The organism is Bacillus sp. FSL W7-1354 (assembly GCF_038002405.1).
In the GTDB taxonomy this organism is placed as follows: Bacteria; Bacillota; Bacilli; order Bacillales; family Bacillaceae; genus Bacillus; species Bacillus paralicheniformis.
In genome coordinates this window covers 420,861-440,159 of record NZ_JBBOCL010000001.1, presented here as the reverse complement: position 1 = coordinate 440,159, position 19,299 = coordinate 420,861, and the positions used below count along the sequence as shown (strand labels likewise).

23 protein-coding genes are annotated in these 19,299 nt (G+C 47.1%); 5 read left to right on the top strand and 18 right to left on the bottom strand.

The window, feature by feature from the left end; translation table 11 throughout:
* Positions 1–124: 124 nt before the first annotated feature.
* A complete protein-coding gene (gene ggt, locus MKZ04_RS02390; protein ID WP_025811589.1) occupies positions 125–1,882 on the bottom strand; it encodes a gamma-glutamyltransferase in 1,758 nt (585 codons plus the stop codon).
* Positions 1,883–2,214: 332 nt separating this feature from the next.
* Here ggt and MKZ04_RS02385 point away from each other — a divergent pair, with 332 nt between their 5' ends.
* The 5 genes from MKZ04_RS02385 to MKZ04_RS02365 all read left to right on the top strand — a co-directional run bounded on the left by MKZ04_RS02385 (position 2,215) and on the right by MKZ04_RS02365 (position 5,097).
* Positions 2,215–2,832, top strand: coding sequence for a DUF47 domain-containing protein (locus MKZ04_RS02385; RefSeq protein WP_023856737.1), 618 nt, complete (start codon positions 2,215–2,217; stop codon positions 2,830–2,832).
* Between the two features lie 12 nt (positions 2,833–2,844).
* Complete coding sequence (locus tag MKZ04_RS02380) at positions 2,845–3,843, top strand: inorganic phosphate transporter (protein ID WP_023856736.1); 999 nt, start codon at positions 2,845–2,847, stop codon at positions 3,841–3,843.
* A 109-nt stretch (positions 3,844–3,952) separates the two neighbouring features.
* Positions 3,953–4,699 (top strand): type II toxin-antitoxin system SpoIISA family toxin, encoded by a 747-nt coding sequence (locus MKZ04_RS02375; protein WP_023856735.1) that lies wholly within the window; start codon positions 3,953–3,955, stop codon positions 4,697–4,699.
* A complete protein-coding gene (locus MKZ04_RS02370; protein WP_023856734.1) occupies positions 4,699–4,872 on the top strand; it encodes a type II toxin-antitoxin system SpoIISB family antitoxin in 174 nt (57 codons plus the stop codon). Before MKZ04_RS02375 ends, MKZ04_RS02370 begins: the two co-directional genes overlap by 1 nt.
* 93 nt (positions 4,873–4,965) lie before the next feature.
* Positions 4,966–5,097 (top strand): hypothetical protein, encoded by a 132-nt coding sequence (locus MKZ04_RS02365; RefSeq protein ID WP_023856733.1) that lies wholly within the window; start codon positions 4,966–4,968, stop codon positions 5,095–5,097.
* Positions 5,098–5,163: 66 nt separating this feature from the next.
* On the opposite strand, the gene MKZ04_RS02360 is transcribed toward MKZ04_RS02365, so the two are convergent.
* From MKZ04_RS02360 to MKZ04_RS02280, 17 genes are all read right to left on the bottom strand, one after another.
* A complete protein-coding gene (locus MKZ04_RS02360; protein WP_026579844.1) occupies positions 5,164–6,435 on the bottom strand; it encodes an MFS transporter in 1,272 nt (423 codons plus the stop codon).
* Between the two features lie 51 nt (positions 6,436–6,486).
* Complete coding sequence (locus MKZ04_RS02355) at positions 6,487–7,500, bottom strand: zinc-binding alcohol dehydrogenase family protein (RefSeq protein WP_341045217.1); 1,014 nt, start codon at positions 7,498–7,500, stop codon at positions 6,487–6,489.
* Positions 7,501–7,525: 25 nt separating this feature from the next.
* Positions 7,526–8,374 (bottom strand): SDR family oxidoreductase, encoded by an 849-nt coding sequence (locus MKZ04_RS02350; RefSeq protein WP_023856787.1) that lies wholly within the window; start codon positions 8,372–8,374, stop codon positions 7,526–7,528.
* The gene (uxuA, locus tag MKZ04_RS02345; RefSeq protein ID WP_341045215.1) at positions 8,350–9,447 is read right to left on the bottom strand and encodes a mannonate dehydratase; all 1,098 of its coding nucleotides are present in this window, start codon (positions 9,445–9,447) and stop codon (positions 8,350–8,352) included. Before uxuA ends, MKZ04_RS02350 begins: the two co-directional genes overlap by 25 nt.
* Positions 9,447–10,484, bottom strand: coding sequence for a zinc-binding alcohol dehydrogenase family protein (locus tag MKZ04_RS02340; RefSeq protein ID WP_203086163.1), 1,038 nt, complete (start codon positions 10,482–10,484; stop codon positions 9,447–9,449). Before MKZ04_RS02340 ends, uxuA begins: the two co-directional genes overlap by 1 nt.
* A gap of 12 nt (positions 10,485–10,496) precedes the next feature.
* A complete protein-coding gene (locus MKZ04_RS02335; protein WP_023856728.1) occupies positions 10,497–11,183 on the bottom strand; it encodes a GntR family transcriptional regulator in 687 nt (228 codons plus the stop codon).
* A gap of 97 nt (positions 11,184–11,280) precedes the next feature.
* Entirely contained in the window at positions 11,281–12,345 is a 1,065-nt protein-coding gene (locus MKZ04_RS02330; RefSeq protein ID WP_035338923.1) for a peptidoglycan recognition protein family protein, read from the bottom strand.
* 52 nt (positions 12,346–12,397) lie between these two features.
* On the bottom strand, positions 12,398–12,661 hold the full coding sequence (locus MKZ04_RS02325; RefSeq protein ID WP_026579849.1) for a phage holin: 264 nt from the start codon (positions 12,659–12,661) through the stop codon (positions 12,398–12,400).
* A gap of 14 nt (positions 12,662–12,675) precedes the next feature.
* Positions 12,676–12,945, bottom strand: a complete 270-nt coding sequence (locus tag MKZ04_RS02320; RefSeq protein ID WP_026579850.1) for a hemolysin XhlA family protein — start codon at positions 12,943–12,945, stop codon at positions 12,676–12,678.
* A gap of 43 nt (positions 12,946–12,988) precedes the next feature.
* Positions 12,989–13,948 carry a hypothetical protein gene (locus MKZ04_RS02315; protein WP_035338931.1) on the bottom strand — a complete coding sequence of 320 codons (960 nt, stop codon included), beginning with the start codon at positions 13,946–13,948 and terminating at the stop codon, positions 12,989–12,991.
* Positions 13,949–13,989: 41 nt separating this feature from the next.
* Positions 13,990–15,198, bottom strand: coding sequence for a pyocin knob domain-containing protein (locus MKZ04_RS02310; RefSeq protein ID WP_035338933.1), 1,209 nt, complete (start codon positions 15,196–15,198; stop codon positions 13,990–13,992).
* Between the two features lie 15 nt (positions 15,199–15,213).
* Entirely contained in the window at positions 15,214–15,600 is a 387-nt protein-coding gene (locus MKZ04_RS02305; protein WP_020451034.1) for a phage tail-collar fiber domain-containing protein, read from the bottom strand.
* Between the two features lie 13 nt (positions 15,601–15,613).
* Positions 15,614–16,534, bottom strand: a complete 921-nt coding sequence (locus MKZ04_RS21775) for a YmfQ family protein (protein WP_103749037.1) — start codon at positions 16,532–16,534, stop codon at positions 15,614–15,616.
* The gene (locus MKZ04_RS02295; protein WP_341045207.1) at positions 16,521–17,534 is read right to left on the bottom strand and encodes a baseplate J/gp47 family protein; all 1,014 of its coding nucleotides are present in this window, start codon (positions 17,532–17,534) and stop codon (positions 16,521–16,523) included. The genes MKZ04_RS21775 and MKZ04_RS02295 overlap by 14 nt, the downstream gene beginning before the upstream one ends.
* Entirely contained in the window at positions 17,527–17,952 is a 426-nt protein-coding gene (locus tag MKZ04_RS02290) for a DUF2634 domain-containing protein (RefSeq protein WP_145624478.1), read from the bottom strand. The genes MKZ04_RS02295 and MKZ04_RS02290 overlap by 8 nt, the downstream gene beginning before the upstream one ends.
* 18 nt (positions 17,953–17,970) lie before the next feature.
* Entirely contained in the window at positions 17,971–18,279 is a 309-nt protein-coding gene (locus MKZ04_RS02285) for a DUF2577 domain-containing protein (RefSeq protein WP_023856723.1), read from the bottom strand.
* Entirely contained in the window at positions 18,276–19,256 is a 981-nt protein-coding gene (locus MKZ04_RS02280; protein ID WP_020451029.1) for an XkdQ/YqbQ family protein, read from the bottom strand. The genes MKZ04_RS02285 and MKZ04_RS02280 overlap by 4 nt, the downstream gene beginning before the upstream one ends.
* Positions 19,257–19,299: the final 43 nt, after the last annotated feature.

The window sequence follows — 19,299 nt, the reverse complement described above, 5'->3', positions numbered from 1 at the left end:
CTTCGCAACTTAGTAAACGCTTACAAAAAATATATTTCTCTTCTTTCGAAAAAAATCCTCTTTTCCCCGCTGACAGACGGAAGAAGGCTTGATCTAAAAGCCTTAGACCAAGCCCTTGCTTCCGCTATTTAGCCGATGTCTTAATGTTGACGCCGACCGCCGTCCCGTTTCTGCTTGAATCGGCAACCCCCATAAACGTTCTGTTCTCCCGGTCAATGAAAATACTTTGGACATTGCCGATATCAACCGGATTCGCACCGAATCTGTGGCCGAAGTCATTGAGCTTCAGTCTGACATCCTCCGGCATTCCCGATTCATAGCGGTAAGAAGTCAGGCTGTTCGTATAGATTCTCGGCTCTTCAATCGCATCCTGAAGGCTCATGCCGTACTCAAAATAATTCAAGATCGTCTGGAAAACGGAAGCAATGATCGTCGTTCCTCCCGGGGAACCAACAGTCAGCACCGGTTTTTCGTCTTTAAAAACGATCGTCGGCGTCATGCTTGAAAGCGGCCTTTTATTCGGCTGAACTTCGTTCGCTCCGCCTGGAACCGCATCAAAATCGGTCAGTTCATTGTTTAAAAACAGTCCGTACCCGGGCACTAAAATCCCCGTTCCAAAAAGCTGTTCAATCGTAGTCGTATAAGAGACAACATTGCCCCACTGGTCCGTGACGGTAAAATGCGTCGTCTCCCCGATCGTCTTATCTTCAGGCTGAGGCACGATCTCATAATTCGGCTCTCCCGCCTCGTATTTCCATGGATCGCCTGCTTTCACATCGCGGTTCATCGAATCAAGGCTGATCAGCTGCTGCCGCTCCTTAATATAATCGGGATCGAGCAGCCCTGAGAGCGGAACATCGACAAATTCCGGATCGCCCGCATATGCAGCCCTGTCCGCATAGGCGAGGTGCATCGTTTCCGCGAGCAGATGATATTTTTCAAATGATTTTGGATCGTATTGGGATAAATGAAAATCATCAATCAATTTCAGCATCTGCAGCATGAACACTCCGCCTGAACTTGGAGGAGGCATGCTTGCGATATCATAGCCGTGGTACTCGCCCCAGATCGGCTTATCTGTTGTGACCTCATAGCGGGACAGGTCATCAGGTGTCATCGAACCCCCGAAATCCTGCACGACATCTGCTATCGCCCGGCCGATTTCTCCATCATAAAAGGCTTTTGACCCTTCTTTCCGTATTAATTTAAACGTCTTGGCCAAATCCTTTTGTACGAGGATATCACCTTCTTTCAAAGGTTCACCGTCGGGAAGGAAAATATCCTTTGCGGCCGTTTTGCTGAGCTTGTCCTGATGGTCCTTTATCGCATCGGCCAAAACCGAATCGATCGGGAACCCTTCTTCTGCAAGCTTAACGGAAGGCGATATCAAGTCTTCCATTTTCTTCGTTCCCCACTTTTTATGCGCCGCTTCGAGCCCTTTCAGCGTTCCCGGCACACCGACCGCATTTCCGTGTCTCGACCTTTCTGAAAAAGGAATCACCTTTCCGTCTTCATCCAAAAACATGTCAGGTTCGGCACCCTGTGGAGCACGCTCCCTGCTGTTGACGATCGACGTTTCCTTCGTCTCGCCATCGTAGACCATCATGAATCCACCGCCGCCGATTCCCGACATCATCGGCTCCGTTACATTCAGAGCATACTGAATCGCAATTGCTGCATCAATGGCATTCCCGCCCTTTTTCAACACTTCGGCTCCGATTTTTGATGCAAGCGGATGGGCCGTAGCCACCATACCGTCTTTCCCGACGGCGACTTTATCACCATCTCCGCCGCTCATAACCCCTTCTGCTTTTGACACCGGACTGAAAAAGCAACCAACCGCCAAGCACATCGCAACAACTAAGAAAGCTAACCGTCTCATCAGATCACCTTCCTTTCCAGTTTATTACTACTATAACAGGAAAATGAACTGAAAATAAGGAAAACTCCCAATTTTCTATTTTTCTGAACCCAAACTCCCAAATTCCTCAAAAAAATCCTGTCATTCGTTCTTTTGACACAATGAGCCGAAAGGAGAAAACGCCTATTATCATCATAAAATCCCGGATGGCAGCTGGTGCTTGCGCCCACCTAAAAGATGTGAATATCTAAAAATTAAATGGTTTTTTTCGACTGCACCTGTTTTTTTTCGACAAAAAGTTATATAATATTTTGATGTGTGCATTGTCTCATTTAAACAATGGAGGGTTACAAATGTTGAAAAGAAAAAAAGACAAGTTTTCCGTGCTTTTGACGGAAATTGCAAAAAATTTAGACGAAACAGCTGAGTATTTTGTTAACTATAAAGTGACGAATCAGACAACCCTTAAAGAATTCGCGGATACCTTAAAAGAGTATGAGACAAAAGGAGATAATTATGTACATACGATGATTAAGGAGCTGAACAAAGCATTTATCACGCCGATCGAACGCGAAGACATCCTTCAGCTTACAAACAGCCTCGATGATGTACTCGACGGTATCGAACACTTTTCAGCCATGATGGAAATCTTCTCGATCACATCTTCAGATGAGCATATTGATAAATTCAGCGGCTATATCAGAGAATGCGCAAAAGAAATTCTGTTGACAATTGAATTGCTGGCGGAAAATCGCCTGACAGAAATTCAGCCGCACGCCATTAAAATTAAAGAATACGAACATAACTGCGATAACCTGCACCGCAAATCGCTGAAGAATCTTTTCGGGAAAGAGACCGATCCGATTAAAGTGATCCAGTACAGGGAAATCTATGAGACGCTAGAAGAAATCGCAGATTCATGCCAAAGTGTAGCAAACAATTTAGAAACCATCATAATGAAAAATGCGTAACGAGGGATTATAATGGATCTTTTATTTGTATTAACCATACTGATTGTCATCTTTGCTTTGGCATTTGACTTTATCAACGGTTTTCATGATACGGCAAATGCGATCGCCACCTCGGTATCGACAAAAGCGTTAAAACCAAGGCACGCCATTATAATGGCGGCAGTTATGAACTTCGCCGGCGCCATGACGTTCACAGGCGTAGCGAAAACCATTACGAGCGACATCGCCGACCCTTTCAAACTGGAAAACGGATCGGTCGTGATCCTTGCAGCTCTTATCGCAGGCATTACATGGAACCTGGTGACTTGGTATTTCGGCATTCCCAGCAGCTCATCCCACGCGATCATCGGAGCGATTGCCGGAGCTGTCATCGCATCGGAAGGATTCGCCGCGATTAAATACCACGGATTTATTAAAATTATCGAAGCACTTATATTATCGCCCGTTTTGGCGTTTGTTTTAGGATATTTGATCTACAGCATCGTCAAAGTCATTTTTAAGAACAGCAATCTGGCCAAAACGAATAAGCGGTTCCGGCGCGTTCAAATCGCGACAGCTGCCATACAGTCCTATACACACGGCACGAACGATGCACAGAAAGCGATGGGTATCATTACGATGGCTTTAATTGCGGGTAACTTGCACAGTACAACTGACATCCCGTTCTGGGTGCAGCTTGCATGCGCCACAGCCATGGGACTCGGAACATCTGTCGGCGGCTGGAAAATCATCAAAACCGTCGGCGGAAAAATCATGAAGATCCGTCCCGTCAACGGTGTCTCTGCAGATTTGACGGGAGCCCTCATCATCTTTGGTGCGACGATCGTCCATTTGCCTGTCAGCACGACACACGTCATTTCTTCATCCATTTTAGGCGTAGGCGCTTCCCACCGGGTGAAAGGCGTAAACTGGGGCACCGCAAAACGGATGTTGATCACATGGGTCATTACCCTTCCCATTTCGGCAACCATCGGTGCATTTGCCTATTTCATACTAGATTTATTCTTTTAATCAGCACACTCCCGTCCGAATCCAGGACGGGAGTTTTCATGTTTAAAAGAAAGCCGGCATAACAATAGAATAGGAACTGCACTATTTCTCGGGAAGAGGGAAACCAGTTATGCTGCTATTTTATCAATTCCTTGTTTGGCTCATTGTATTGGCGCTGGCTCTGTATGTGGCTGCCGTGTGGCGTTTTGAAAAAAAGCTCACCGAAAAAACGGTCGCGATCCGAAAAACATGGTACCTGCTTTATGTTATCGGCGCCGTGATTTATTGGACGCACGATCCGCAGTCGATTTTCACAAACCCGCTTCATTACTTGATCGTTGCCGTTTTTTTCACGCTGACAGACGCTTTTATTTTCTTAAACGCCTACTTTAAAAAGCTCGGCAGCTCCGAACTCGCGACAGACACAAGAATGCTTCTCGAAGAAAACAACGACCTCCTCCACACATATCAAAACAGGCTGAAAACGTTTCAATACCTATTGAAAAACGAACCGATCCACATCTATTATGGAAATATAGAAGCATATGCAGAAGGGATCGAAAAGCTCATCAAACGATTTGCCGAAAAAATGAATATATCCGCTGCACTTTGCGAATATAATTCAGAAGAAAGCAAGGATCATTTGCTTGAGCATATGGAAAACCGCTTCGATGTTCAAGAAAAGCTTGAGCGCAAAGACGTTTATTATGAAGAAAACGGAAAAATGGTCCTCATTCCTTTTTCCATCCACGATTTTGACTATGTCATGAAGTTAACCTCAGAAGACCTTGTCACAGAATTTGACTACCTCCTGTTTACTTCTTTAACAAGCATCTATGATCTTCTGCTACCAAACGAAGAGGACGGTGACGACTGATGGAGCCTGCTTTTCAGCAAGACCATGAAAGCGCAAAAAAGCGCCTCGCCTTTAAAATGTTTAAAAAGCAATCCAAAACCAATATCGCGAAATACGAAGTCAGCCCCCATACCGAACGGATTTTCCGGCAAAACGAACGGCTGATCGGCGAGTATAAAAGAAAAAAAGCTTAACGAGGACGGGAAAATTCTCCCGTCCTTATTCCGTTTTCCCGTTTCATACATACAATAAACCAATCAACTAAAAGCGCTGAATTAGGTGATGCTGTGAAAAAACTGAAAAAACAAGTCAAACACGTCGATTTCGCAAAATTTGGCCTGTCAGACTATACCTCTCTTCTCAGAAGAAGAAGCGAGAAAATCATTAAAACGCTGAACAAAAGAAAAAACAAACCGTGAAGCCTGAACTTTCAACCTCCTTCCCTGCTGAGAAGGGGGTTTTTTATGCCTTCAGCAGTATGTGCATCATAAAGGATGCCCCTGTCCGCCTTCTGCAACAGATTGAGGCAGCTTCTCAGAACGTATCGGTTTCACAAACAAAGCGACGCAAATAGAACCTGCCACCGCCAGCCCTCCCGCAAGCAAAAAAGCGCTTGTGAAAGCCCCGGTATACTCGACGATGTACCCTGTAACGGTCGGACCGATAATACCGGACGTATTGGCAAGAAAGTGCATGAATCCGCTCACGCCCCCGACCCTGTCCGGATGAACGATATCCTGTATAATCGCCCAGTATGTGATGCCGGTCAAATACAAAAAGAAAACCGATAGTGCGACAAGGGCAACAGCTCCAAACGCAGTCGTGACAAGCCCGGCAAATCCAATGCATACCGCCGCAGCCAAAAGGCAGCACACAAGCACGGCTTTTCTCGAAAACATCTGTTTGCCCGTCAGCTTGAACAGATAATCCGATATAAATCCCCCAAGTGCGAGACCGAGAAATCCGACAACCCACGGTATCATCGTTGCAACGCTCATATCGTGTATGCTCAGCCCCCGGGCTGACGTTAAATAGCTCGGAAACCACGTTAAGAAAAAGAATAAAATATAGTTGTAAGAAAAGAATGCGAACGCCGTAAACAGCACGGTCGGCTGCTTCAAATAAAAAGACAGCGGGATGCCGGTATCCTTTTTCGGACGCGCTTCTTTTTCAGGGGACAAACTGCGGGAGTCGTCCGGCTTATCTTTCATGAATTTCATCCAGAACCAAGTCCAGATAAGCCCGATGATCATGATCAACACAAAGGAAGCCTTCCACCCCCAATGGATTGCGATCAATCCGACGATCGGTCCTGAAATGGCTCCGCCGAGCGGCGTTCCGCACATCGTCATGCCAAGCGCCCTTGCTCTTTCTTTTTGCGGAAACCAATTGTTGACCGACTTGCTCGTTGCAGCTGACAGCGGACCTTCCCCCATGCCGAAAATGACGCGGATGATAAACAGTGAGACGAAATTATATGTCAGTGCAATGGCCCCGCTGAAAACCGACCATACGACCATTGCAGCCGACAGCGTATGTTTCGCTCCATACTTATCTGATGCCCAGCCGCCGATAAAATTAAAGATGGCATATCCGATGAAAAAACTGCTGAACAGCATGCCCATCTGCGCCGGACGTATGTTCAAATCTTCCTGAATAAAAGGAGCGGCGACAGACAATGCTGAACGATCCAAATAATTAATCACTCCCGCCAGAAAAAGCATCACGATGACAAACCCGCGGCCGTTTGAAAACATGGGCAACCCCCTCTTTCCGGAATTTAGAAAACGCTTTCATTTTATGTGGTATTACAGATGGATCAACACTTTCACAGGATTGGTTTCCGGAGCAAGTGCTGATTGAAATCCGTCAACAACATCGCGGAACGCAATCTGTCCGGTAACAAACCGGTTCGCATCCGCTCCGCCATCCCTGACGGCTTTTATCACCGTCTCAAAATCGCTTCTTAATGCGTTGCGGCTGGATAAAATGGTCAGCTCCCGCTTGTGGATTTCAGGATCGGGCATGACCAGATGGCCGTGAACCAGCCCAACATAGATCAGCCGGCCCCCGTGTGCGGCGTACTGATAAGCGCTGTTCATCGATCCAAGGTGCCCTGTCGCGTCAAAGACAGCCGCCGGATAGTCGCCGTTCGTCAACCGTTTGATCTCATCCGCCGCATGTTCTCCCGCTAATACAACTTCATCGGCTTCAGCCCATTCACGGCTAAATGTGAGGCGCTCATTCCTGACATCCATCGCGATGACTTTCGCCCCCTTCAATTTTGCGAATTTCATCACGCTGAGCCCGATAGGACCCGCTCCAACGACAAGCACCGCTTCCCCTTTTTTGATATTTGCCCTTTCTGCAGCGTGGGCGCCGATGCTCAAACATTCAATGACAGCAGCTTCGCTGAGCGTCAATCCTTCTGTTTTTAACAGGTGGTCTGCCGGGATGTTTATGTATTCCCGCATGCCCCCGTCTGTATGAACACCGAGGACGTTCAGATTCACGCAGCAGTTGGGGCGGCCGCTCCGGCAGGCGATGCATGTTCCGCATTCCAAATAAGGAATAATTGACACTTGATCGCCAGGCTTAAGCGTTCCGCCGGTATCATCGATGCTGACAATTTCACCGGACAGCTCGTGTCCGAGCACCCTTGGATAAGAGAAAAACGGCTGTTTTCCGCAATAAGCGTGAAAATCGGTCCCGCAAATTCCGATCCGTTTGATGCGGACCAATGCTTCCCCATCCTTAAGTTCCGGTATTTTCACATCCGTCATTTTAAAATGATAAGGCTTTTCACACACAATCTGCTTCATGTATCGGCCTCCTTTATCGCATCGTTTAGACACCGGCATAAGCCGTAAACCCGCCATCCACCGGCACTGTTATACCGGTAACAAATCCGGACATATTCTCATCCGCCAGCCAAAGCAGCGTCCCCAGCAAATCTTCCGGGCTGCCGAAACGCTTCATCGGGGTGTGAGAGATGATCTTCTTTGCTCTGTCGGTAAATTCGCCGTTTTGATCAAGAAGAAGCCGTTCATTTTGATTGGTTAGGAAAAATCCCGGGGCAATGGAGTTGACCCTAATCCCCGTTTCGGCCAGATAGACGGCCAGCCATTTCGTGAAATTGTCGATGCCCGCTTTCGCAGCGCTGTAAGCAGGCACTTTCGTCATCGGAGTTTGAGCGCTCATTGAAGAAATATTGATCACGGATGCCCCTTTTTGGTTCAGCATCATTTTTGCAAATTGCTGTGTTGGAATGAAAGAACCGAGGAAGTTTAAATTGAAAACAGAACCGACATCATCGCAGTTCAGATCAAATAATGTCTTGATGTTATCCTGGAAGAGATGCTCGGAGTTGAATGTTTCATCTGATGTCGTGCCATTGGGGTGATTGCCGCCGGCCCCGTTCACCAATAGATCACAGCCGCCGAATCGGTCAGCCACAACGCGCTTCGCCCGTTCAACGCTTCGTTGATTGATGACATCACACTCAACGGCAATCGCTGCGCCGCCGGCTTTTCGGATAGCTTCGGCCACGAGTTCTCCTTTTTCAACGGTTCGATTAAGAATGGCAACATTCATACCCTGCCGGCCGAGCTCTCTCGCCATCGCACCGCAAAGCACCCCGCTGCCGCCTGTGATGACCGCAGTTTTTCCCGCTAAATTTTCATGGATTTCAAGCATTTTGAAGCCTCCTGTTCTTCTCTATTAAGCGAATCCCATATGCCCCATAAATACATGATACCGAGCGCCCTGTCATACAGTCCGTAGCCGGGCCTGCACTTTTCATCCCAGATGTGGCGGCCGTGATCCGGACGCACATAGCCTGAAAAACCTGTTTCATGATAGGCTTTGACAATCCCGCAAATGTCAACTGTGCCATCTTTTGTTCTGTGCGATGTTTCGATAAAATCGCCGTTTTCGTAGACTTTGACGTTTCGGATATGGGCAAATGGAATCCGGTCGGCATACGCATGGATCATGGCGGTAAGATCATTTTCGGGATTTGCGCCCAATGAACCGCTGCACAGTGTCACGCCATTCGCCGGATGATCGACAAGCTGTAGCAGCCGCCCGATGCTTTCTCCTGAAGTCATGATGCGCGGGAGTCCGAAAACCGGCCACGGCGGATCATCGGGATGGATCGCCATTTTGATTCCGCAGCGTGCGGCAGTTGGAATGATGTGTTCAAGAAAATAGTGAAGATGGCTCCACAGATCCTCCTCCGTCACATTTTGATAGGCTTCAAACAGCCTTGTCAGATGCTCCAGCCGCTCCGGTTCCCAGCCCGGCATCGTGAATTCGGGATGCTTGGCGATTTGATCGACAAGCGCAAAAGGATCGATTGTGTGCACCTTTGCGTGCTCATAAAACAGAGCGGTGGAACCGTCTGGAGCTTTTTTGTATAAATCGGTCCGCAGCCAGTCAAATACAGGCATAAAATTGTAGCAGATCACTTTTACGCCGGCTTTGGCCAAATTTTCAATCGTTCGCTTGTATTTTTCAATATACAGATCTCTCGTCGGCAGCCCGAGCTTAATATCCTCATGAATGTTAACGCTTTCAACAACTTCAATGTGAAAACCGTGCTGTTCACACTGCCGCTTCACTTCTAACATTTCTTCCAATGGCCACTCTTCACCTGGCGGCTGATGATGAAGCGCCCAAACGATCCCCTCTACACCGGGAATTTGCCTGATCTGCTCAAGGGTGACGGAGTCGTTTCCTTCTCCATACCATCTGAAAACCATTTTCATCACACTTCCTCCTCACCGATTCCATAAGATAAAATGATCTTTGTGACCTGATGGGGACAGTTTTTCGCTTTTTTCAATGCCTCTTCTATTTCTGTAAAAGGCATGATCTCAGTGACAAAAGATCGGGCTATTTCGGGGTTTTCATTCAAAAATTGAATGACGTCGGGAAATTGATTGACACTGTGTTTTGTTCCGTAAATTTCAATATCTTTCTTTGTGAGAAGAAGACCCGGAATCGTCACATTTTCCCCCGTTAAGCCGACAATGACAATGCGCCCGGCGGCAGCTGCCAAATGGACGGATTGCTCAATCGTCGCGGGAATCCCGGCCGCTTCGAACACAATCCCCGCTCCTTCTCCGTCTGTCAGCTTCAGAATCATTTGCTCGGCATCCTCTTCACCAGGCTGTATAACGGCATCCGCACCGAATGCTTCGGCAAGCTCAAGCCTTTCCCGTACGGGATCGACAGCGATTACACGGGAGTCAAAGCGCTTTTTAAGCTGTGCCAAAATCGTTAACCCGATCGGACCCATTCCCAATATGACAATCGTTTCGCCTGTTTGAATAGCTGCCCGCCGAACCGCCTGCGCTCCGATGGAAAACGGCTCGCACAACGCTGCGGCTGCAAAATCCATTTGCTCAGGAATCGGATGGACATGCGTTTCCGGGACAATGATAAAATCAGCGAAGCCTCCTCTGCGAACCGATCCGATCATATCGATGTTCACACAGGCGTTTGTCCTCCCTTTCCGACAAGGGTAACAGCCTCCGCACGGAATAGCCGGTTCAATTACGACCCTTTCGCCCGCGGATCGCTCCCTCACCCCGGCCCCCGTTTTTTCAATGATGCCTGCGAGCTCATGACCAAAAATCTGAGGGTACTGTGCATATGGATTTGAACCGTCGTAAAAATGCACATCACTGCCGCAAATCCCGGCGGCCTTTACCTTGACAAGGACTTCGCCGCTGGCCGGTTCGGGACGCGGAACGTCGCGAAATTCAATTGAAAATGGCTTCGTCATCACCGCAGCTTTCACATCACCACTCCTTTAAAAGCGCTTACTTTTGAAATAACCGGGAAACTCATTAATGAGCATCTGTTTATCGACGATGACCAGCTGCAAATGCTCCTCGGCAATTTTCTTAGCTTTCGCCTTCTGTTTTGTTCGAATCGCTTCTGTTAATGCCCCGTGCTGCTGATGAATGGTATTCCAGTTAAAATCGGCGGCAAGCCTTAATAAACGGATTCTTTGGAAGGGAACGTTCATCTGCTGAATCGCAGCCCAAACATTCGCTTTTCCGCAGCCTTCAAAAATCGCCTGATGAAAAGCTTCATCCAATTCAAACAAACTTTCATAGTTTTTCTGTGCAATCGATAATTCCTGCATCTTCACATTCTGCTCCAACTTAAACATAGCTTCCTCCGGAAAGTCTTCACACGCCAGTTCAGCTACAGCCTTTTCCAGGTTTTCCCGCATAAACCTCGCTTCCTCCACCAGATCAAGATCAATTAGCGATACGCGGGTTCCTTTCTGCGGATAGACTTCGAGAAGCCCTTCTCTCGACAGCTGCAAAAAAGCCTCTCTGACCGGAGTGCGGCTGACTTCATACCGTTCTGAAATCTCTTTTTCCGATATCAGCTCACCCGGCACAAGCCGAAACTTCATGATTTCTTCCTTCAGCATCTGATAGATTTGGTCTCTGACAGACCGCGGGTTTAACTGTTTCATTGTCATGACTCTCACCTCCTCTCTGCCATACTACCATACAAGCATGGTTGTGAATATATATTTTTGAAAATTTTAAAAATATAAAGGAACTTTAAAAGTTCCTTTATTTCAAGAGAGCAAGGATTTTCGCTTTTGTCTTCGGTCCGTATATTCCGTCCGCCCCCAAACCGTACATCAACTGAAAACGTTTCACCGCGTTTGCCGTCTTCACTCCGTAGTATCCGTCGATCCCGTGGTTTTTGGCCCCTTTATCAGGGTAATAATAAAGAGCCGCAAGGGCTGTCTGAATTTGTGTGACGGCCGTTCCTTTCATCAGCGGGCTTTTCACCTTATAAATGCCGGCGGGAAGAGTCCATGTCTTGCTCTTACCTCCCGCTGACGCTTCAGCGGCTGTGAGGGCTTTTTCAGTTGCCGGGCCGTAAATGCCATCGGCTTTAATTCCCGCTTTCTTTTGTAAAGAAGCAACCGCTTGCACCGTCTCGTTTCCGTAGCTTCCGTCCGCCCCGTATTTGGGCAGCGAAAAACCGGCCGCGATCAAGCGCGTTTGCAGCTTTTTCACATGAGCGCCTGACATTCCTTTTTTGAGTATAATGCCCGACGATGAGCTTGTTTTGCTGGTGGAGGCAGCCGACACGGATACGGTTTTCGTTCCCAAAAGGGCGTCTACTCTTTTACGGAAAGCTGACAATTGGCCGGCATCTTTCACCCACGGGGTTGGACAGCTTTTGTTGGTGACATCGTAATGGCGGACAATCCGATCTGTGGACAAACCGTATGTCTTGCACAAATCCGCTACAAGCTCCGCCGCATTGCGAATCGTCTCCTCATGGATGGTACCGTCTTTTTCCACGCACATTTCGACCCCGAGCGCCATGGTATTGGCATTCGGCTTCAGGAAGCTGACATAGCAGCGGTTTTGATCATGCGCATGATAAGCGACTTCCTGATCGGGAATAACATGCTGTGCCTCATGGCGGTCGACAAAATAGTGAGCCGAGGCATAACGCTTGTCAATAATGCAAGTGCCATTGAAATAATTGCGCTCATTTAAAGCGGAAGCCCCGGGCGTCGCCGTCCAATGCATGACAATTCCATTGACTGCCGCAAGCTTCAGCCCGGGACGGGTGTATTGATTGACTTTTACAAAGTTCTTGATGACTTTGACCAAACTTCATCATTCCTTTTCACATTCAATTCAGAAAGCCGCCTCAAAGACGGCTTCATTTCGTTAAACCTTTTTTCTGTAAAACCTCTTGTTGCATTTTCCCTTTGCTCGTCACATAGTTGTTCTTATACCAGGCAACCAGTGATGCAACGATCGTAAAAGCCGCAGACCCTGCCGAATACAGGGCATCCGCCAATGTATGAATCTGATCTTCGGCGACCGGTAAAACCGGCTTTCCAAACATGATCAACGTCTGATTGACCAGCGCAATAAAAAGAAGCACCGTCCTGACGACCGTGCCTTTGTCAATATGTTTCATCATCTTGTCCTCCCTTATTTCTGCAATAAATTATAAAAAACAGCGATCGCTCCGCCGATGATGCCGGTGCTGACCGCTGTAATGATCGCGCCTGTGATGCTGCGCTTGATCCAAGTTGTATTCTCTTCGATTTTGTTCAGCTTTTCGTTAATCGAGATGATTTGCTGATCGTGGCGGTCTGATGTTCGTTCGAGTGTGCTGACGCGCTGTTCGAGTGATTTTTGATCAGCTTTCATTTCCTGAACTTCTTTTTGGAAGATATCCAGTTCTGGTGCTTCCAGCATTTTAATTCCCTCTCTCATATTGTTTAAATGATTTTTTAAAAATCTATGTGGCTTTAAAACTAAATCCAAAACTGATATATTCATTTGGATTTACTGTATTCGAGCAGTTTTCGATCACGACATTACCATCAACACTCACCTGTAAGCGATGATACTGCGGAGTATTGGACATGCCCAGTTGAGATGCTACACCTACAAATTGAAAGGCGCCTGACGGCCGATAACCTTTCGGCAACACGAATGCAGGAATATTAAAACCAATCTTTCCTTTTGCAATTGCACCTTCTACAAATACCGTGCCGGTTGCATCTTTTGTATAACGGGCTTTCGTGCTATCCGCATAGTTAACCCATTCATTTAAAAGCGTTGGAAAGTGCCAAGTTAAGTTCGTCAGCTTTGCCTCAAGACTCTCAACGGAGACTAATTCTGTCCACTCAGTCCAGTTGCCACCGGATATTGTTTTCCGATAGGTTCTGTTTGCATTGTCAAACGCGATCACTTGACCATAGTTACCTAAAGCGTTGCAAGTCCAAATTCCTCGAACGGCCGCGCCTGGTCCGTTTGATGCTCCTGAAGCTGCCGTAAAATGTACCAGCCCGGTATAATGTGGGAGAACCGTTTGAAAGTCATCTTCAGCGCTTATATATACCTTTGCTTGTCCATCGTCCCCGGTAATATTAAAAATCTGGCTTCCGTTCCATTTATCTCTTTCATCCTCAGTAACATGCCGTGTTTGATCGTTATGATGCAAGTCAAATTCATCTTTTGTAGCCTGCCTTTTATTGATCACTTCCCCCAGACCGACCTGGGTTTTTGTTACACCATGCGGGTTATCCTTTTTCGAAGTGTGCCTGTCTGTATAGGCAGTTGAACGTTGTTCAGCTTCGGCGGCAAACTGTGCAATCGACTCATCATTTGTATTCAGCTGATCGATAACCTGATTAAACAAATCAGCGTGGGCTTTGTCCGTCGTCCGAAAAGGCTTCGGTTTTTGGATATCCAATTTATATTACCCCCCCTCTTTGAAAAAGTAATCTATTGATTTTACTGTGCAGCCCTGAACTTAAATCCGAAAGTAATAAACTCGTTTGGATTTACGGTATTTGAACTGGATTGAATGCATACCCTTCCGTCAGTATCGATCAGTGTGCGGTGATATTGGGGTGTTGACCCCGTACCTACACTTGATGCAACACCAACAAAGTGCATCATTTGAATTGGACGGAACCCCTCAGGCAGCGTAAACGCAGGAACATCAAAACCAATCGTCCCGCCCGTTATTGATCCGATGATTTCGACTTCACCAAGAACATTTTTACAAAACCGGACTTTGTGTGACCCATACTGTTTCCATCCATTTGTCAACGTTGGGGTCTGCCAAGCAACGTTTGAGTCATCATCTGTCACTACTCTCTTCCATCCTCGGAACAGACCGTCTGTATGAACCATCCCAAACCACATGATCGAGTGATAGCTTGCAGTCACAACAATTGTTTTCCTTCCCGATTCCCCTTCGAAAACATCATAATTAAACCAGCCTGTATTACTGGGGTTTGGCACATTAATGAGCGAACTGTTGACGCCGTAATAAAATCCCGTGGGCAACGCAAGCACATCTGTTCCGGCATCCAATTTTAAGCGTTTTCCGTTATCATTTGTCATTTTATATAGTTGTGCATTGTTCCATTTTTCCCGCTCATCTTCATTCACATGGAGATTTGTATTTCGTTCATGAGCATCAACCTTGGCTTGCGCACCATTAGTCGTTTCATGGGTCTGCCATGGCGTCCACGTTGTTGAATCGGATTTTCTAAATCTAAAATACGACTGTTTCCCTTCGTACGATTCATAGGCAGCCTGAACTAAAGTATTGCCGAAGCTCATGACAAGCAAAAATATCCGATTTGATGAAGGTGGTGAGTTGATTCCTTCATTATAGATGAGATACATGCCTGTCTCTGTTAAAGTGTTAAAATCTGTTGTTTCTGAACTGCCTCTGTAAAAGATTTTTCCATTATTTTCGGTTAATTTATATAACTGGCCTGCGCTCCATTTTTCCCGTTCTTTGTCAGTGATGTGAATCGAATGGTCGCTGGCATGTGCATCAGTATACGTTTTAGCCTTTTCTTCAGCTTCTTCAGCCCGCTTTGCAATCCGTTCATCGTTCACATTCAGCTGATCTATCGCTTCGTTAAACAAATCGGCATGGGCGCGGTCTGTCGTTTCAAAGCGTCTCGGTTTTTGGATGTCCACCTTGTTTCAGCTCCTTTAATAAATGTCGTCGATTTCGAAGACGAACTCGATGTCGCCGTCTTTTTGCTTGTCTGTCATCGTTCTGACCGCTGTGAATTTTCCGGCTTCATCGACAAGAGCAAGCTCGTTGATCGTCTCTCCTGCCAGTTCGCTTTCTCCCAAAGTGCATGTATAGCGGACTTTCGCCGGCTCCATGAAGACAAAGCCGTCGATTTCCTTTTGCAAGAGTTCGTTTTTCAGCGCCTGTTCGTTGCCCTGTAAAGCAACGGGTTCACCTTTATCGTTTGTACCTCCGTTTCCGAAAGCCATTTTTGTGATTTTGGTGAGCTTGCCCCCCTCAGCCCGTGCTTTTGCCATTTGCTGTCTCGCATAAAGCGTTGTCACTGTTAATTGTTGTGCCATTTTGATTTCTCCTTTACAATGCGATTTTTTGCGCCGCTGCTGCCAGCTGCTTCGTTCCGTCGAGCAAAAATGCGCCGTTTAACGTCCACCACTTCTCCCTCATTTCTAGCGAGCCTGCTTGCTTAAATTCATGCTCGCATTTGCAGCTGATTTTGAAGGACTGGATCTGTTTGTTTTGATTGCTAATGCAGGTTTTCATGCCTGCTTTTGTTTGCTGTTTCCGCCGGTTTTCAGCGGTCGCCTTTATCGTCAAGCTCGAGGCGGACCGGATGTATTGCCGCTTCTTGTGGCGCAGTGTGAGCTGCTGTTTAAACCTGCGGGGCAGACCGTCGATTTCTCGAAAACCGTTCAAGTAGAATGAATCATCAAGCAGATACTGTCCGTCCAAATAAACCGGTATCGTACCGAAAAATCCGTTTTTGCTTCTTAAAACGAGTCTGTTATGAATGCTTTTCGGCGGCCGATATTCATAATGAAACCCGCCCCGGAATGTATAAGCCAAATGGGCGGGCTTCATATGATTGACGGTTTGAATGATCGAAGGTATAAACTGCAGATCTTCACCGTTTACGCTCAGCAAAAAATGATACCGTCCGGCCGTCAGTCTGACGGAGGCGGACGGCTGTTTTAAAAAAGCATTAACCGCGCGCTCGATCGAGCGCGCAGTAATCGGCGGAATATTGGACATCTTGGTTAACAGTCGTGCCCTTCGAATATCAACGCCGTCTGAAGCCTCGCGTCTGACATTCAAAATCTTTTCCCACCTGTCCAGCCCCCATGTGGCCGTCGTGACGAAAAGCTGGTCTGTTATATCGAAAATCTCTTGATTTTGCTTCTCAAATTCGGGCGCCTCGGCCGCTAAAATGTCTTGGATCTCCCGGATTTCCGTCAAGTATGGCGGCAGATGAAAAGCCATTTCATCAATCTTGCTCAATGATGGTCACCTGCCCCAGCTTTGGAATTTCCGTTTCTGTCAACTGCAGATTTTTCGCTTCCCCGTTGATGAAGACTTCCGAATAGTCACTGACAGAGGACGATTCATAGATCATGTTGTTGATTTGCGAGAGACGGATGACGCTTTCTTTAAAGGCCATTTCTTTAAACAGCTCTGTGATTTTTTCTGCAATTTCCTGTTTGGCTTCATCGATCGTCCGGCCTGATTCAGGAATGATTTTTGCAGATATGCTGACGTCTTTCCAGACCGCACTTTCAACCGCAGTATAAGCTCCGATCGGCGCCATACCTTCCCCTTTTCCCGGATCGGGATCGATATATTGCTTGACTCTTTCGATTAATGCATCAGAGGCAGGTTCCATTTTCGCGTTTGTAATGACAACCTTTACGGTTCCCTCGCCATTCCACAGCGGAAAGACCTTCGCTTTGCCCACGCCGTCCACTTCTTCGGCCCATTGTTTGTAATGCATCTGATTCGCGCTGACCGCTTCGCGGCGGACGCGGATCAAATACCTTTCATACAGCGATTCATCCGTCTCCTCATCACGGCCGGGAATTTCAAGACTTCCCATAACCGCCTTTTCAAGCCCTGGAATGGTATCGAGCGGAAGTAAAGGCCGCCCCGACAGATTGGCGTTTCCTTTTGTCCCGGCCGTTTCACATTCAAGCTTGCCGTCTTCGAGCATGGTAAAATATAAGTCTTCCAGAAAGAAGCGGGTTCCGGGGGGAACCGATACGCCATCCGTAAAGGCTGCTGCCCAAATGGCTTTGGACGCTTGATAGCGCTCAAGACCGGCCTCAGCCGTATCCGCATAAACCAAATTCAGCACTTGATCAAGCCAAATATAAGAAAGCGCCAGCTCGGCAGCTGCCGGGGCAAGCGCATTCCAAATGACGCTGTTTTCACGCTTGTCAATTTCATCTGAAATCCGCTCAAGCATGCGTTCCATAATCTCTTCAAATGTCTGGTTTTCAAACATCTTCCCCTATCACCTCCTCGATTTCCAATGTCCCTTCATCGGTTTCAACCGAAAAAGACACATGGAAGGCATCACCTTGACGCTCAATCTCGAAATCGGTTACTGCAGAAATTCGGTCGTCATATATGAGGACTTCCTCAATCAGTCTCGGTATCTCCATTTCTTTATAAGCGTCGGTCGTTTCATGATCTGAAAGAACTTCCTGCAGCTCATTTCCGATGTTATGGCTGTAAACGGCGTATGCGTAGCGCTCAGTTCTCAGCGCCATGTAAACCATTTGTTCGACCGCTTCGAGTCCTGAAATCATATCACCCGTCATCCTGCCCGTTTCAAAATCAATTTTGTACGTTTTTGAAGTCTCAATCACTTCGCTGTCATCCTCGATATCTTCAAAAGATACTTCTGGTGAAAGAGCCATCCGAGCCACCTCCTACTCCTACACTCTGTCTATCACGAAAAACGACTGCCCTCCAGGCATGGCGGCAATCATCACGTGGTCGCCGGCATGCAATTGGCTGTAAAAGCGAATCGTTTTGTCTTCTCCGTCAATCCGGATCTGTTCCGTATGTTCTGTCAAATGCCTGGCCACCACCAGTAAGTCGGAGGGGATCACCAATTTATCATGATTGCGGAGCTTCAGCTTGAGCGGAGAAGCGGACACGACTTCAGCCGGCATGACATCAACAGGCGATTCAGCGTTTACGGCTCCAAGAGCCAGCTCTTTTATCGCATCGCTTAATTTCATGAAGTCGCTCCTTCAGGTATTGTATTTTTCGCGACGACATCAATCGTCATCACATGCTTTGTCCCTGCAAAATCGTGTTTATCTTTATCAACCCAATAGGTTTCTTTAATGCCCGCTTCCGGAATCGATATATAAACCGGCAGTCCGCTTTGGACTTCCGGTATACCGAGCGCCTGTATGCTTTTTAGCTCTTTTTTGACGCCTTTCTTTTCAGCCTGTATCTTCTTCGCCCGGTCGCGCAGCTGCGCCTCGTTAATATCATCCGAAACCGTTTCTGTATACTGGAGAATGCCGTATCTTTTCATACCGGCTTCATCACTGGCTGATGCGGTATAGGTTTTGTTATCTTTCTGCTTTCTCAGCTTCACCCGGGTTGCCGTTTCATCGATTGACGTACTGTAAGCGTAGTCCGTAATGTTCACACCTGTTTCCAAAACCCAGATATCCTCCGGCTCGGGCCATGCTCTTAAACACAGCTTTCCCTTTTCGGCATACAGCTGATAGTTTTTTCCGGTTTGCTTTTTTGTTTCCCTCAGCGCTTTTAAGATGATGTCATACAGGCTCGTATTGTCTTTAAAGACGAGTGATTTAATCGTATGTCCGGTGCTTGTGATCGGGCCTTTGGGAATTTGAAAATCGTTCGCAATTCGTTTGACAATGTCAGCGGCTGTTTTGTTCGAGAATACATAGACATCCTGGTTTTTCACCAAGTACTGAAGCATGTCGTACGCTTTAAACGTAAGCGTATATTCTTTCGGCACCCTGCTGAACACAATTCCGCGAAACAGTTCTTTTCCTTTCCATTTAAATAAAACGGTATCGCCTTCCTGCACGCTGTAATATTTATGGCTTCCCTGCTTGATCACAATCGACGCTTCGATCGAACGAGGGGCCTGGTACCTTTCTCCTTCCAAGGTGACGCTTTCGGTGACAAGTTCATACCATTCGCTTTCTTTTATGACAAATAATTCGATCATCGCTATCCCCTGCTTTTGATTTAACAGAAAAACGCCGGTTCAT